Raw genomic sequence first — 16,208 nt, forward strand, 5'->3', positions numbered from 1 at the left:
TCAACTAAGAGTTATAAAACTCTTAGTTTCTATCGATACAATTTAAATCGCTAAAAGCGCACTCTAAGCGTTTGATCATACTCTCTTCGCCCGCTCTAAGCCATACTCTTGGATCATAATATTTTTTATTTGGCTTATCTTCTCCATCTGGATTACCAATTTGGCCTTGCAAATAAGCTTTATTTTTAAGCTCATACTCTCTAACACCATCCCAAAAAGCCCATTGTGTATCTGTATCAATATTCATCTTAATTACACCATAGCTAAGTGCTGCTTTGATATCCTCTATATCGCTACCACTGCCACCATGGAAAACAAAATTGATTGGTTTATCTTCACCAAGATTGAATTTTTCTTTTACATAATTTTGAGAGTTTTTAAGAATTTCAGGTCTTAAAATCACATTTCCTGGTTTATATACTCCATGTACATTACCAAAACTAGCTGCAATTGAAAATCTATCACTAATTTTAGAAAGTCTCTCATAAGCTAATGCTACATCTTCAGGCTGAGTGTATAATTTTGCATTATCAATATTAGTATTATCCACTCCATCTTCTTCACCACCCGTACATCCTAGCTCAAGCTCTAAAGAAATTCCAAGCTCAGACATTTGTTTTAAATAATTCTCACAAGTGCCTAGATTACTTTCTAAATCCTCTTCACTTAAATCAATCATATGAGAGCTAAACAAAGGCTTACCTGCTTCTTTTTTAAACTCAATATTTGCTTCAATCAAAGCATCAATCCAAGGAAGTAATTTTCTAGCAGCATGATCTGTGTGTAAAATTACTGGAACTCCATAAGCTTTTGCCATTAAATGTACATGTCTTGCACCACTTATAGCACCAAGCACATCAGCTTTTGGACAAGCTTTTCCTGCTACAAATTTAGCTCCACCATTTGAAAATTGAATAATCACAGGTGAATTAACTTTTTTAGCACTTTCTAAAACCGCATTAATAGAATTTGTCCCCACGACATTTACCGCAGGGATGGCAAATCCTTCTTTTTTTGCATGATTATATATGATATTTAGATCATCACCACTTAAAACACCTGGCTTAACAAGATCTAGTACACCCATTATTTGTATTCCACTTTTGCTTTTTGAAGAAGTTCTTGAGCTTTTTTATTCATAAGTTCTTTAAATTCTTCCATTTTGATATTGCTTTCAATACCTGCTTTTACTTCATTATAGCTCATAGTACTTTTTGCTCTAGCATCTTCTTTTAGGATAATATGATATCCAAAATCACTCTTTACAGGTGTTTTAGAAATAGTACCTTTTTTCATAGAAAAAGCTGCATCAGCAAATGGTTTTACCATAGTTGATTCAGCAAACCAACCAAGATCACCACCTTGAGCTGAAGAGCCTTTATCAATTGATTTTTCTTTTGCAAGTTGAGCAAATTTATCATTTAAAGCTTTTCCACTTAATTTACTAAGCTCAGCAATAATATCTTTAGCTTCTTTTTCACTAGTTACTAAAATATGTTTAGCTTTTACTTGAGCTGGTTTAGTAAATTTATCTTTATTTGCTTCATAGAATTTTTTAGCTTTAGCATCATTGTTTTTAATTGAATCAAAAATTTTCTTTTGATAGATATTTACCAAAATAGCTTCTTTAGCACGCTCTAATTCTTCTTTATATGAAGGATCATTTTCTATTTTTTGAGCTTTAGCATCTTTTAATACAAGTTGTTGAATGATATATTGATCAATAATTGCTTTTTTTTGTTCAGCCGGCAAATCAGTGATTTTAGCACCTCTTAACATAGGAGCAAAAAACTCATTTACCTCTGTATCACTAATATTGTTTCCATCAAGGGTTGCAACCACCGCAGCATTTAAACTTAAACCTGTTAATAAAGCCGCAGCAACTAAAGAAATTTTTTTCATTGTTTTTCCTTTGAAATAGTTTTGTTGACTTTATTATATCTAAACTTTATTTAAAGCCGATTAACATACAATAAGTTTATGAAAAGAAATTTAGAAATTAAAAAATTATTTTTAGAGCATTTTGGACAAGCAAAAACAGAATTAGTTTTTAGCAATGCTTACGAGCTTATAGTTTGTGTTATGCTTTCAGCACAATGTACTGACAAAAGGGTTAATCTCATCACGCCGGCTTTATTTAAAGCTTACCCTAGCGTGCAAGATTTAGCTAAAGCAAATTTATCATCTTTAAAGCTTTTGATTAATTCTTGCTCATTTTATAATAATAAAGCACAAAATTTAATCAAAATGGCTCAAGCAGTTTGCGAGCAATTTAATGGTGAAATTCCAATGGACGAGCAAGATTTAAAAACTCTAGCAGGAGTAGGACAAAAAACTGCACATGTGGTGATGATAGAATGGTGTGGGGCTAATTGTATGGCTGTAGATACCCATGTATATAGAGTTTCTCACAGACTTAATCTTAGCAAAGCTAAAACTCCTGAAGAAACAGAAAAAGACTTAACTAAAATTTTTAAAGATAATCTAAACTATCTTCATCAAGCTATGGTGCTTTTTGGACGCTATACATGCAAGGCTAAAAATCCTTTATGTAAAGAGTGTTTTTTAAATCATTTATGTAAGAGTAAAGATAAAAAAATTTAATCTAGCACCAATTTAGTGCTAGATGATTTTAATGAAAGAATGGTAGATACAAGAAAGCATTAATCACTAAGGCATTTACTATATCTATGAAAAATGCGCCTACTAAAGGTACAATAATAAATGCCATATGGCTCATACCATAGTGATTTGTTACAGTTTGCATATTTACCATAGCTGTTGGAGTAGCACCTAAACCAAAACCACAATGACCTGCTGCTAAAACCGCTGCATCATAGTCTTTTCCACATACTCTAAAGGTTACAAATATAGCAAAAGCAGCCATCATAGCAACTTGCACTATTAAAATTACCAACATCGGCAGTGCAAGGGTTACTAGATCCCAAAGGTTAATAGTCATTAACGCTAAAGCTAGAAATAAAGATAAGCTTACATTACCTAAAACTGAAACTTCTCTATCAAACACATGGTGAATTTTTGTAGCTGATAAAACATTTCTTAAAACAACACCTACAAAAAGACAATACACGAAAGTTGGCAAAGTAAAACCTGTATTTGTTTTAATATAAGTAGATAAAGCATTACCTATTAATAAACATAAAGCAATTAATGCTAAAGACTCTATAAAAGAAGATGGAGTGATCAATCTTTCTTTTTCTGGAGATTGGAAATTTAAAATCGCATCTTTATCATCATTTTGTTTTGGAACCACTAGTTTATATTTATTGACTAAATATCTTGCAACAGGACCACCTATAATACCACCTGAAATAAGTCCAAAAGTTGCACAAGCAATAGCAACAGTAGTTGCACTAGAATATAAATAAGGTTCTTTGATAAATTCAGCTGCCCAAGCTGCACCTGTACCATGACCACCACTCATTGTAACAGAACCTGCTATAAGCCCCATAAGTGGATTTTGTCCCATAGCACTTGCCACACCTATACCAACTATATTTTGTGCAAAAAGTAAACCTACAACTACTACTAAAAAAATTGCTAACTTTTTACCACCTTTTTTAAGTGAAGCAAAATCAGCCAACAAACCAATACTTGAGAAAAATGCAAGCATTAGTGGATCTTTCATAGATTCATCAAATTTAATATTTAATGAAAAAGAACTATGTAAGATTAAAAGAATAATCGCAGCTATTCCACCACCAACAACTGGTTCAGGGATATTATAATCACGAAGAAATTTTACCCTTTTAATGACAAAAACGCCTAGAAGCAATACTATAACCATAGTAACTAGCGTTGCATAAAAATCAAATTTCATACCTCTCCTTTGTTTGATTTATTTCTCAATTGTATTCTAAATGACTTTAAAACAACGCAATTAAATACCACTCTTTACTTAAATATTACAAAATGAAACATTTTTAAGTCTATTTTACTCTGAAATCAAGACTATATTATGATACAAATTAATATTTTTAAGCAAAGATAGTTTTGCTTTATTAAGCTCTTGAAGTGAATTAATAAGCAAAGCATCTGCATCAAGATAATCTTTTAGCTCATTACGCCCTAATTCATATTTTTCAAAATATAATTGTGTAATTTTTGCTTGGTTAGCATTAATATCTTTTACTAAATTTAACAAATCATTATAGTATTTATCATTTTCATAACAAAGTTTAAACTCATGAATAGCTCTTTGCAATATGTCTTTATACTCATATAAGCGTGCTTGATATGCAAATTCAGAAATTTTTACATTTTGTCTTACTCTATAAAAGTCCAAAAATGGTAAGTCAATAACAACATTTCCACCTAAGATTAAAAATTTAAAACTCTCATCAATATTTTTATCACTCCCATCTAAATTTCCCAATATTTTTATGCTAGGTAAAATGCTTTTTTGCACACTTGTATAATCTTTATAAGAAGCCATAAGTTGATTTAGTTTTACTTGAACTTGTGGTCTATAAGCAAGTATTTTTAGCTCTATATCAAAATTAATTTTTTGCAATGAAAAATCTTCAAGAGTATAATTTAGCATTTTATTAATCAAAAACTCATCATCTTTACCTAACAAATCTTTTATATTTTTAAGTGTTAAGTCTTTATTTTGCAAATTTGTAATGATGTTTTGTTTAGTATTTAATAAAGACTTTTTGATATTTAAAAGATCAATATACTCAACCTTGCCATAATCAAATTTAGTAGTATAAATTTCTAGCATTTGCTCAAGATTTTTTAAATGATTATTTAGTAAGCGATCTACATCATTAAAATAAATCAATTCAAAAATACTATTAATCGCTAAATTAATCGTATCAAGCTCTAAAGAGCGTAACTCATATTCACTTGCTTTTGCTAAAAATTCAGAACTAGCAACTTGATCTGAAATTTTTCCATATATATCAAGCTCATAATTTAATATAATGCCATTTGAAAAACTATGCATTTCTGTGCCATTGTTTAAATTTTTTCTTATATTTGCACCTAAATTTCCACTCAAAGTAGGATAAAGATCTAAATTTAAAAGCTTATATCTAGCTAAAGTGCTTAAAAAATTAACTCTTGCTACATTTAAATCTTTGTTATTATCAATAATAGCTTTTAAGATATTATTTAAATCTTGATTATTATATTTTTCCCACCAAGCCTTACTTGCGTTAAAATCTTCAAAATATTCTTTTTTTATTTGCTTTTGAAATACTTGCTCTAATTTTACTCCTACGCAAGCATTTAAAAAAAAGGCTATAAAAAATAATAAAAATATTCTCATCTCATTCCTTTGATAAAGCACTAATAGGATTTAAATTTGCTGCATTTTTTGCTGGGAAAAATCCAAAAACCACTCCGATTAAAACTGAACTTAAAAGCCCTAAAAATACTGAATTTAACGAAAGTATCATTGTAAAACCAAAATTTAAAGAATTAAATACTTCAATAATGATAAAAGAAAGCATTACTCCAAAAATAGCCCCTAAAGAACAAATCAATACAGCTTCTATTAAAAACTGCATTAAAATATCTTCTTTTCTAGCCCCAATAGCCATTCTAACTCCAATTTCCCTTGTACGCTCACTTACTGAAACAAGCATGATATTCATCACACCAATACCGCCTACTATCAAAGATACCACTGCAATAGAGGAAATAAGTAAAGTTAAAGTAGCAGTATTTTCCTCAATAGCATTTTTAATCGCGTCAGAATTTATAGTGAAAAAATCTTTTTTTCCGCGTTTAATTTCTAAAATTTTTACCATAGCCTCTTCAGCTAAAGCAGGATTTACCTCATCTTTTACCTTAGTTACTATAGCTCTTATTTGCTTATCTCCTATGATTTTATTCATCAAAGTAGAATAAGGAGTATAAATTTTAATAGTATTTTCATCAGCCCTAAAGCCTTTATTGTCTCTTTCTTTTTTTAAAACACCAACTATGGTTAAAGGTTGCTTGTTAAAAATCACACTTTTACCTAAAACATCCTTAGCACTAATGTTATCAAATAAAATTCTCAAAGCATTTTCATCTATAATGCAAATATTAGTATTATCTTTTATATCTTCATTATTAATAAATCTACCATCTACCATCACAAAACCTCTAAGTCTTAGATGATTTGGTCCTACTCCATAAATTCTAGCCTGCAAAGAATTATTCTTATAAGTTACAACCCCTACTTTACCTACATCTGCTTCTACTGCTTCTAAATAAGGCAAAGAACTTAAGGTTTTTAAATCACTTAAATTAAGCCTTGTTCTACCTGATCGAATATCCCCCAAGCCACGCCCTGAAACAACTTCTATGGTATTAGTTCCAATGGAGCTAATAGAAGCAAGTATATTTTGTTGAGCTCCAAGTCCTAAAGCAACCACGCAAACTACTGAAGCTATACCTATGATAATACCAAGCATGGTAAGCAAAGAACGCAGCTTGTGTGCTACAATGGAAGCTACGGACATTTTCAAACTTTCAAAAAGCTGATTTTTAAGCAAACCAAAACTTTTTTTCTCTTTTGGCATTAACTTAGCTTTTATTTCGTCTGCTTTTTTTGCACCATTATCACTTATAATCTTACCATCTTTAATTTCGATAACTCTTTTTGCTCTAGCAGCTATTTCTCTATCATGAGTGACTAAAACTACAGTGTGTCCTTGTTCATTTAGTTTATTTAAAATTTCTAAAACTATCTTACCGCTTTTAGAATCAAGTGCACCCGTTGGCTCATCTGCTAAAATAAGCTCACCACCATTCATCAAAGCTCTTGCTATGGAAACTCTTTGCTGTTGCCCACCACTTAGTTCATTTGGCTTTGATAATTCTTTATGATCAAGCTCTAAAAAAGAAAGTAATTCTTTAGCCTTTTGCGATCTTTCATGTTTGTTTTTACCTGCATAAACACCAGGTAAGGCTACATTATCTTTAGCATTTAAAAGACTAAGTAAATTATATCTTTGAAAAATAAAACCAATTTTTTCGCGTCTAATCCTTGCCTTTTCATCTTTACTTAAATTAGTTACTTCATATGCATCTAAAAAATATTTTCCACTACTTGGCTCATCAAGTGTGCCTATAATATTTAAAAGAGAGGTTTTACCACTACCTGATTGTCCTATAATGGCTACAAATTCTCCTTTTTGAATATAAAGATTAATATTTTCTAAAATAGTTGTATTATTAATCTTTTTTTGTATATTTTCTAAGCATATCATTTTTTATTTTTACCTATGATAACTAAATCACCCTCATTAATACCATCTAAAATTTGAGTATTTAAACTATCTTTAATACCTAATTTAACAGGTGTTTTCACACTTATATTATTGGCTTTTAAAATTTCTACATAATAACCACTTACATCGCTTTTTATAGCTAAAGTTGGTATAACTAAAGTATTATTTTCTGTTTTAATGGCAATTTCATTTTCTGTACTCATACCTATACGTAAAAAATTATTATCATTTTTTACAAAAACCCTTGCATAATAATACACAGCACTAGCGCTAGTACTTGAGTTTGAGTTTAAATTTGTATTACTTGTTGCATCACTTATGGTAGTATTTGCTGGATCTATACTTGAAATAGTTGCTTCGTATTTTTTATCAGGTTCATTTAAAATGCTAAATTTAACCTTTTTTCCAACACTGATTTTATTAATATCAGCTTCAGCTATTTGCATACGAATTTCCATTTCACTTAAATCAGCCAAACGCACTATACTTGGTGTATTTTGGTTTGCATTTACAGTTTGTCCCTCTTCAACCGCTACATTAATAATCTCACCCTTACTAGGTGCGGTTATAGTAGTATAAGCTAAATCTTTTTGAGCATTTTTTAAAGAAATTTCAAGTTGAGTAGTTTGAGCTTTTAAATCGGCCACATTTGCTCTTAGAGCATAAAAAGTATTTTTAAGATTTTCAAGATTTTCTAAAGAGGTAGCCTTTTTGACATAAAGCTTTTGCTCTCTTTGGTATTGTTTAGTAGCTATATCAAGAGCGATTTTTTTGCTTTCTAAATTTGCCTTTGCGCTTTCAAGCTGAGCTTTGGTAATATCTAAATCATTTTGTTGCTTATCTTTATCAATTTGTGCGATTAAATCACCCTCATTAACATGATCACCTAATTTTACATAAAGTTTAGTAATTTGCCCACTAACTTGTGCACCAACATCGACTTGAGTTTTTGCATAAACTTCGCCTATTGCCTCTATGCTTTGAGTAATATCTTGTTTTTTAACCTCATAAGTTAGATAATTATATTCTTCCTTATTTGCAAAAAAGAAAAAATACACCCCTATAATGAGTATAATCAAAAATATGCTTAAATAAATTATTTTTTTCATTTTAATCCTTTAAAAATCATATAATAAAACATTTGTATGAAGTAAAAATAAAATTGTAACAATAAAACATAATTTTAACAATTTTAAAGCTTATAAGATATAAGATAAATCAAAAAAAGGAAAAATAATGCAAGATTATTTAAATTTAATGCAAAATCGCTCTTCGATTAGAGCATACACTCAAGAAAAAATTTCTAAAGAGAATTTAGAATATATCTTAGAATGCGCTAGATTATCTCCTAGTTCCTTAGGACTTGAGCCTTGGAAATTTTTAGTTTTTCAAAAAGATGAGCATAAAAAAGAAATTGCTAAAATAGCTAATAATCAAAGCCATGTAGCAAATTGTGCTGCTATTATAATTGTGATTTCAAGGGCTGATTTTAAAGATTATTTTGAAGAAAAACTAAAAAAGAGATGTTTAAGCCAAGAAGAGTTAAACAAACGCTTACAAACTTATAAGCCATTTTTAGACGCAATGGATTTAGAGCAAAGTTTTATTTATGCAAAAGAACAAAGTTATCTTGCCATTGCAAATATTATCAATGCTGCTTATAGTTTAAATTTGGGTTCGTGTATTATCGGTGGCTTTGATAAAGATAAAATCAATCAATATTTAAATTTAGACACCACTAAACAAAGAGTATCTATGCTCATTACTTTAGGACATGCCCAAGAAAATATTAGCACAGAAAAAGCTCGTTTTGCATTTAATGAAGTGGTAGAATTTAAAGATTAATCAAATATCAAAACTCCATTTAAATTTTATATAATAAAATAATATTTTTAAAATAAAATGGAGTTTTAAATGCAAGGAAATTTTTTAAAGATTTTTGGCGTATTGCCATTTTTAGCAGTAGCTTTTATTAATGCTTTTGTAGATTTAGGACACAAAATCATTATACAAAACACTATCTATAAATTTTATGAAGATAGCACCCAACTTTTTCTAACTGCTATTGTTAATGCTTTGATGCTTTTACCTTTTATCCTTATGCTTTCACCTTCTGGATTTTTAGCAGATAAATTTCCTAAAAATAAAATCATGAAAATATCTGCATTATTTTCAGTAATATTAACTTGTATTATTTGTTTGTGTTATTATCTTGGAGCATTTTGGCTTGCTTTTGTAATGACTTTTATCATGGGAGTACAATCTGCCTTATACTCTCCTGCAAAATATGGTTTTATAAAAGAATTAGTAGGAAAAGAGCTTTTAGCTATGGGAAATGGAGCTGTAAACGCAGTAAGTATTGTGGCTATTTTAGCGGGTATGGCGGTATTTTCTCTAAGCTTTGAAATGCTTTTTGATCCAAATTTTAACACTCCTTCAGATATTTTAATACAAATTGCACCTTTGGGTTTTGTATTAATAGCTTTTGCTTTATTAGAACTTTTTTTAGCTTATAAACTTCCTTGCTTAAAAGAAGAAGATAAAAGTTTAAGTTTTGATAAAAAACAATATTTTCAAGGAAAGCTTTTAGCCTCTAATTTAAAAACAATATTTTCTCATAAAATCATTTGGCTTTGCATTGTAGGAATTTCACTTTTTTGGGCCATATCACAACTTTATTTAGTAAGTTTTCCTGTATATGCAAAAAATGATCTTTTCATAGAAAATACCTTTTACGTACAATGCTCTTTAGCTTTTTCTGGTATAGGAGTGATTATAGGATCGCTTATTAGTGGTAAGTTTTCTAAAAATTATATCGAATTAGGTCTTATACCACTAGGTGCTTTAGGAGTTTTTCTAATGAGCATTTTAATGCCATTTTTAGAAAACTTACTAAGTTATAGTGTGGTATTTTTTATTTTTGGTTTAAGCGGGGCATTTTTTATCATACCTTTAAATTCTCTCATACAATTTCATGCAAAAGAAAATGAACTGGGAAAAGTCTTAGCGGGTAATAATTTTATACAAAATATTTTTATGTTAGGCTTTTTAGCACTAGCTACTTTTGCTGCATATGCTAAATTTGAAGTGATAAATTTATTTTATTTTATCATCGCTGTGGCATTTTTTGGAAGCATTTATGTACTAAGTAAATTGCCTTTTTCTTTGGTGCGTTTATTAATGAGCATAGCGTTTTTTCAACGCTATCGTTTATTAGTAGAAGGTTTTGAAAATATTCCTGAAAAAGGTGGAGCATTATTGCTTGGTAATCATATATCTTTTATAGATTGGGCTATTGTGCAAATGGCTATACCAAGAAAAATTTATTTTGTTATGGAAAAAAGCATTTATTCTAAGTGGTATATTAAAATTTTTCTTGATAAATTTGGAGTTATTCCTGTTTCAAGTGCTTCTAGCAAATCAAGCTTAGAGCTTATTGCTATGCATATTAAAAATGGAAATTTAGTTTGTCTTTTCCCAGAAGGAGTACTTTCACGCCATGGACAGCTTAATGAATTTAAAGGTGGATTTGAGTTAGTTTGCTCAAAATTAGAAGAACAAGATGGAGTGATTTTGCCTTTTTATATTAGAGGACTTTGGGGAAGTGCTTTTTCAAGAAGTGATGAAGAATTTTCAGCAAGAAACCGCAAAATAAGCAAAAGAAAAATCGCTATTGCTTTTGGAAAAAGCTTACCAATACACACTAAAAAAGAAGTGGTTAAAGCAAAAGTTTTTGAACTTTCTTTTATTGCTTGGAAATCTCAATGTGAAAGTATGCATACTATAGCCAGAGCTTGGATAGATAGCGCTAAAAGAAATTTAAGTCAAATAGCTATTGTTGATCCTTTAATAGGTGGTATTACTTATAGAAAAATGCTTGCTTTAAGTTTAGTTTTTAGCTCTTTCATAAAAAATAGATCATATGAGCTAAATATACAACCTACCCAAGGAAGCTATGCTCCAAAAGAAGAATGCGTGGGAATTTTACTCCCTGCTTCTATGGCTAGCTCTCTTTGTAATCTAGCTGTATTACTTGCAAATAAAATCGTGGTAAATTTAAATTTCACAGCAGGTGTAAAAGCGATTAATCAAGCCATTCAAAGTTCTCAAATTCAACAAATTTATACTTCTAGAAAATTTATGGAAAAATTAGAAAATAAAGGTATAAAACTAGAATTTGAAGAGCATGTTAGAATCATTTTTATGGAAGATATTATCACAAGCTTTAAAAAACAAAAACTCAAAATCTTTTCTATGCTTGCTTTAGTAAGTATTTTACCTACTTGTTTAATAAAAGCATTATTTGCACCTAACAAACAAAACCTTGCCATAGCTGCTATATTATTTAGTAGTGGTAGCGAGGGAACACCTAAAGGAGTAATGCTAAATAATCGCAATATTTTAAGCAATATAGCTCAAATTTCAGATGTATTATGTGCAAAAAATGAAGATGTTGTCTTATCTTCTTTACCGCCTTTTCATGCTTTTGGATTAACTGTAACTACTTTTATGCCTTTATTAGAAGGGATTAAAAGCATAGCACATGCTGATCCAACTGATGCGCTAGGTGTAGCAAAAGCTATAGTAAAAAATAATGTTAGCATTATGTGTGCTACTTCAACTTTTCTAAGTATTTATGCAAGAAATAAAAAACTTGATGCGATTATGTTTGAAAGCTTAAGAATTATCGTATCAGGTGCTGAAAAACTCAAAAGTGAAGTAAGAAGCGCCTTTGAAATGAAATTTAAAAAACCTATTTTTGAAGGTTATGGAGCTACTGAAACCACTCCGGTTGCAAGTGTGAATTTACCGAATAAATTTGATCCTGATTATTGGATTTTACATCGTGCAAATAAAGAAGGTAGCGTAGGTATGCCTTTACCAGGAAGTGCTATACGCATAGTAGATCCATCTACTTATGAAAGTTTAAATCATGGAGAGGATGGACTAATACTCATTGGTGGCCATCAGGTTATGGTAGGTTATTTAAACAATAAAGAAAAAACCGATGAAGTTATCAAAGAAATCGATAGCATACGCTGGTATAATACCGGTGATAAAGGTCATGTAGATGAGGATGGCTTTTTATATATAGTAGATCGTTATTCTCGTTTTGCAAAAATTGGTGGAGAAATGATATCTTTAGGAGCTTTAGAAGAAGAAATTGCTAAATTTATCAATACAGATATAGTAAAATTTTGTGCAGTGGCACTAGATGATGATAAAAAAGGTGAAATGGTATGCTTATTAGTAGAATGTCAAGAGCAAGATTTTGATGGAATTTGCGAAGTGATTAAAAACTCTACTATGCCTGCTATTTTTAAACCAAGTAAATATTTTAAAGTAGAACAAATTCCGCTTTTAGGTTCTGGTAAAGTGGATTTAAAAGGCGCTAAAGATTTAGCTAAAATTTTACAAGAAAATTAATTCCCAAAGTAATTTTACTTTGGGAAATTTTACAAACTATTTCTTTTAGTTTTATAATCATATTTTTTATCAAAAACAAGCTTATCGTTTTCTTTGACTGCTATTTTTCCCTTAATATAAAAATACTCCAAATCACTAGTTTGTGTTAAGATTATATCCGCCTCCATCATACAACCTTCACGTCCTATTTGCATTGTTTGAGTAATGGTATATTGCGCGCTTAATGGGTTTTCATTTTGAAGTTTTAATTCTCTTTTTAAATTATGCTTTACTAAAACATCAACCTCATCAAACCTATAAATACCTTCTCCAAAAACTCCACCAACACCATCTGTAATACAAGTCCAAGTATCGTTTAAAATATCATAAGAAATGCTTCTATCTACCCTACCTTCTTCTAAAAGTGTTATTGGGGTCAAAGGAGCACTTTGTGCTTGCATATTGATTTTATCGCTATCTTGACCACTAAAACATGGCAAATTAAATTCACACTCATTTAAATCTAAAGTCAAGGTTGAAATTTTTGGCATAGGCCAAAACATAGGCCAAAAAGAATTCGCTAATGATAATCTTATCTTAGAACCCTTAGCAAATCTATATCCACAAGCATCAAGTTTGATTTGCTTTTGGATAAATTCATCTTTTTTTAAAGGTATAAATTGCTCTTTATCATCACTTAATGCAAGATTGATCACTCCATAACTTACTCTTTTTACAAAACCATCAGCTCTAACTTCACTAAGCTGAGCAAAGAGCATAGCTTTTTCTTGATCACTTGCAATTTTTACATTTAAAACTGGAAAACCCAAAATATCTAAATCTTGTTCTAAAAAATCACTTTCAAAAACAACTGCCATCCCATCATCTAGCCTTTGATCACTAGGACTTTCTCCTAAAACACCAGCCCCCATCCACTCTCCGGATAAAAGCCCATGATTTAATGGAGTGTTGATTTTGATAAATTCACTTGATTTTTTGCATATTAGTTTATACGGATTTAAATAGTATTTTTTATAGCTAATATCATTTTTAAAATCATTTAAACCAACAAAACGACCTTCTACTTTCTCTGTTTTTGAATTTGGCTTAGAGCTATTTTCAATATATGCTTGTATCATAGGAGCTTCAAGCGCATCATTTTCTTCATTTTTAAGCCATTTGTCCCACCATTTAAGTGCTTCTTGTAAAAAGCCCATTGCAGGTAAAGGAGAGCCATCATGAGGATAAACATGAGCCCAAGGACCAACGATAGCTTTTTTTGGAACTTTTAAACCATTCATTAGAGTAAAAACAGGATTAGTATAAGAATCAGCCCACCCATCTAATGCAAAAACAGGAACTTGTATATCATCATAATTTTCTCTAACAGATCCATGCTTCCAATAGTCATCTTTTAAAGTATGCTCAAGCCACAATGTGGGCCATAAAGGCATATTCTCAAGCCTATTGAGCCATTTATTTCTACCATTTGGATCAATTTTTGGATCAACAAAGCGTGATTGATATGCAAGCATGATATTACCCCACCAAAAATTATCATTAAGCAAACATCCACCTTTATAATGAATATCTTCATTAAATCTATCATCAGTAAAACCTACCACTATAATAGCTTTTAAATTTTTAGGTCTTCTTGCTGCAACTTGTAAAGAATTAAATCCACCCCAAGATTTACCCATCATACCAATATTTCCATTACACCATTCTTGCTTTGCTATCCACTCAATAACTTCTAAGGCATCATCTTGTTCTTGCTTTAAATATTCATCTTCTAATAAACCATCAGATTCCCCACTTCCTCTAATATCAACTCTAACAACCGCATAGCCATTACCGCTAAAATATCCATGCATAGGCTCATCTCTACCTCTTGTTCCATCATTTTTTCTATAAGGAATGTATTCTAATATAGCAGGAACTTTTTCTTTTACCTGAGGAAGCCAAATTCGTGATGAAAGTTTGGTGCCATCTTTTAAAACTATCCATTCATTTTCTATCACTCTAACCTTATTTTTAAAATCAAAAATAATTTCTTTCATTTCATCTCCTTTTTATTGTATTTTTTAATCCAAATCAAACAAAACATTACACCCAAAATAGCCATAGCTATCATAATAGTAAAATATATATGAAAACCTTTTACACCTGGATATCTATCTAATAAATCTCCAGCAAGCAAAGGTGCAAAAACCTCAGGTAAATATCCAAAAGTAGATACAATACCTATGGCCATACCTGCTAAATGAATAGGAATTTTTCCCTCACTAAGTAAAGAATAATAAATTCCAAAATTAGAATACATAGCTACATAAATTACCACACAAGCAGAAGTTAAAACGCTCATTTGCAAAAATCCATTTAATTTTGAACTAAGCATTAAAAAAATAACACCAATTCCCATTAAAATAAAGCCTATCATCATTATTTTAGCCTTTCCATATCCATCTGCTATAAACCCACCTACCACAGAAGAAACAGGACGAATATATTGAGCTAATACTGTTAAAATAGCTGCAAAAACAGCAGAAGCCCCTATCACATTACTTGCATAAGGAGTAAAATAATAAAAGCTCATATTAAAAAAATAGGTACAAAAAGTAATAGCAACCACAAGCCAAAGAGCAGAATTTTTCAAAAGAAAAACTAAATCTTTGATTTTAATCTTCTCGCTTTGTTCATTAACTTCATCTTTTAAAAGAAAAAATAATAAAACAGCACTTGCAATAGGAGCTATAGAATAAAAAATAATAACCATTTCTATACCTTGTGCGGCTAAAGCTTTTGTTTGAAAATATCCAAAAATACTTGTAGCTATAGCCAAATGTGCAGCACCAACAACACCTCTACCACCTTCAAAAATTCCATAAGCTTTTGCTTGCTCTTTAGAATTTGCCAAACTTCTTACTATCTTCATCAAAGAAGGCCAAAAAGTTAATAATGAAGTAATTCCCCAGATTCCATAAATAATCAAAAGCGCATTTAAAGAAGTAAAATATAAATGCAACAAACCACCAAACCCTGTAGCAATTAAAGAAAAAATCAATAATTTTTTTGGTGCAAAACGATCTGCTAAATAACCTCCTAAAGCATAAGAAAACAAACCAAGCAATCCATAAGCACTACCCAAAAGCCCCATTTCAAAATTATTTAAATGATAAAGACTCATATAATCATCATAATAATACTTTCTAAAATAAGGCAAACCATAAATAATAGATCCACAAAAAGATAACAGTAAAAGTGTAAAAAAATTATTTTTTAAACTATGTTTTTCATTTTGATACATCAACCAACCTCCTTTTTTATACTATATATGATTTTTTATTTTTTTATTCAAAAATAAATATTTTTAGATAAAAATTAAAAATTGATATATTTTTTTACACATTTAAGATATTTTTTAAAAAAATTATTAATTAAATAAAATATAATTACGATAAAAATTCTATGAAATATAAAAATTACAGATAATTTTTATATTTCATTATCATTTTTTTGATACATTTACATATTAAAAATACTAAAAAAGGG

The 16,208-nt window shown here is 29.9% G+C and carries 11 protein-coding genes; 3 read left to right on the top strand and 8 right to left on the bottom strand.

Annotated elements, in window-relative coordinates:
- Positions 1-22: 22 nt before the first annotated feature.
- Together fbaA and L8X40_RS01530 are read right to left on the bottom strand one after the other, a co-directional pair.
- Positions 23-1,087 (bottom strand): class II fructose-bisphosphate aldolase, encoded by a 1,065-nt coding sequence (gene fbaA / locus L8X40_RS01525; protein ID WP_263667161.1) that lies wholly within the window; start codon positions 1,085-1,087, stop codon positions 23-25.
- Complete coding sequence (locus L8X40_RS01530; RefSeq protein ID WP_087699905.1) at positions 1,087-1,902, bottom strand: peptidylprolyl isomerase; 816 nt, start codon at positions 1,900-1,902, stop codon at positions 1,087-1,089. Before L8X40_RS01530 ends, fbaA begins: the two co-directional genes overlap by 1 nt.
- A 78-nt stretch (positions 1,903-1,980) precedes the next feature.
- Here L8X40_RS01530 and nth point away from each other — a divergent pair, with 78 nt between their 5' ends.
- Positions 1,981-2,604, top strand: a complete 624-nt coding sequence (gene nth / locus L8X40_RS01535) for an endonuclease III (RefSeq protein ID WP_087699903.1) — start codon at positions 1,981-1,983, stop codon at positions 2,602-2,604.
- 28 nt (positions 2,605-2,632) lie between these two features.
- On the opposite strand, the gene gltS is transcribed toward nth, so the two are convergent.
- The 4 genes from gltS to L8X40_RS01555 all read right to left on the bottom strand — a co-directional run bounded on the left by gltS (position 2,633) and on the right by L8X40_RS01555 (position 8,359).
- Positions 2,633-3,841: a sodium/glutamate symporter gene (gene gltS, locus L8X40_RS01540; RefSeq protein ID WP_087699901.1), complete on the bottom strand. Its 1,209-nt coding sequence runs from the start codon at positions 3,839-3,841 to the stop codon at positions 2,633-2,635.
- Positions 3,842-3,955: 114 nt separating this feature from the next.
- Entirely contained in the window at positions 3,956-5,296 is a 1,341-nt protein-coding gene (locus tag L8X40_RS01545; protein ID WP_263667162.1) for a TolC family protein, read from the bottom strand.
- A gap of 1 nt (position 5,297) precedes the next feature.
- Positions 5,298-7,229 (bottom strand): ABC transporter permease, encoded by a 1,932-nt coding sequence (locus L8X40_RS01550; RefSeq protein ID WP_263667163.1) that lies wholly within the window; start codon positions 7,227-7,229, stop codon positions 5,298-5,300.
- The gene (locus L8X40_RS01555; protein ID WP_263667164.1) at positions 7,226-8,359 is read right to left on the bottom strand and encodes an efflux RND transporter periplasmic adaptor subunit; all 1,134 of its coding nucleotides are present in this window, start codon (positions 8,357-8,359) and stop codon (positions 7,226-7,228) included. The genes L8X40_RS01550 and L8X40_RS01555 overlap by 4 nt, the downstream gene beginning before the upstream one ends.
- Positions 8,360-8,486: 127 nt before the next feature.
- On the opposite strand from L8X40_RS01555, the gene L8X40_RS01560 reads away from it, so the two are divergent.
- Together L8X40_RS01560 and L8X40_RS01565 are read left to right on the top strand one after the other, a co-directional pair.
- Complete coding sequence (locus L8X40_RS01560; protein ID WP_087699893.1) at positions 8,487-9,095, top strand: NAD(P)H-dependent oxidoreductase; 609 nt, start codon at positions 8,487-8,489, stop codon at positions 9,093-9,095.
- 69 nt (positions 9,096-9,164) lie between these two features.
- Positions 9,165-12,677 carry an acyl-[ACP]--phospholipid O-acyltransferase gene (locus L8X40_RS01565; RefSeq protein WP_263667165.1) on the top strand — a complete coding sequence of 1,171 codons (3,513 nt, stop codon included), beginning with the start codon at positions 9,165-9,167 and terminating at the stop codon, positions 12,675-12,677.
- Between the two features lie 29 nt (positions 12,678-12,706).
- Here L8X40_RS01565 and L8X40_RS01570 read toward each other — a convergent pair whose 3' ends face one another.
- Together L8X40_RS01570 and L8X40_RS01575 are read right to left on the bottom strand one after the other, a co-directional pair.
- Positions 12,707-14,716: a CocE/NonD family hydrolase gene (locus L8X40_RS01570; RefSeq protein ID WP_263667166.1), complete on the bottom strand. Its 2,010-nt coding sequence runs from the start codon at positions 14,714-14,716 to the stop codon at positions 12,707-12,709.
- On the bottom strand, positions 14,713-15,963 hold the full coding sequence (locus tag L8X40_RS01575) for an MFS transporter (protein WP_214100389.1): 1,251 nt from the start codon (positions 15,961-15,963) through the stop codon (positions 14,713-14,715). The genes L8X40_RS01570 and L8X40_RS01575 overlap by 4 nt, the downstream gene beginning before the upstream one ends.
- Positions 15,964-16,208 lie beyond the last annotated feature (245 nt).

The sequence above is a fragment of the Campylobacter sp. CNRCH_2013_0855 genome, assembly GCF_025773025.1.
Classification (GTDB): Bacteria; Campylobacterota; Campylobacteria; order Campylobacterales; family Campylobacteraceae; genus Campylobacter_D; species Campylobacter_D jejuni_C.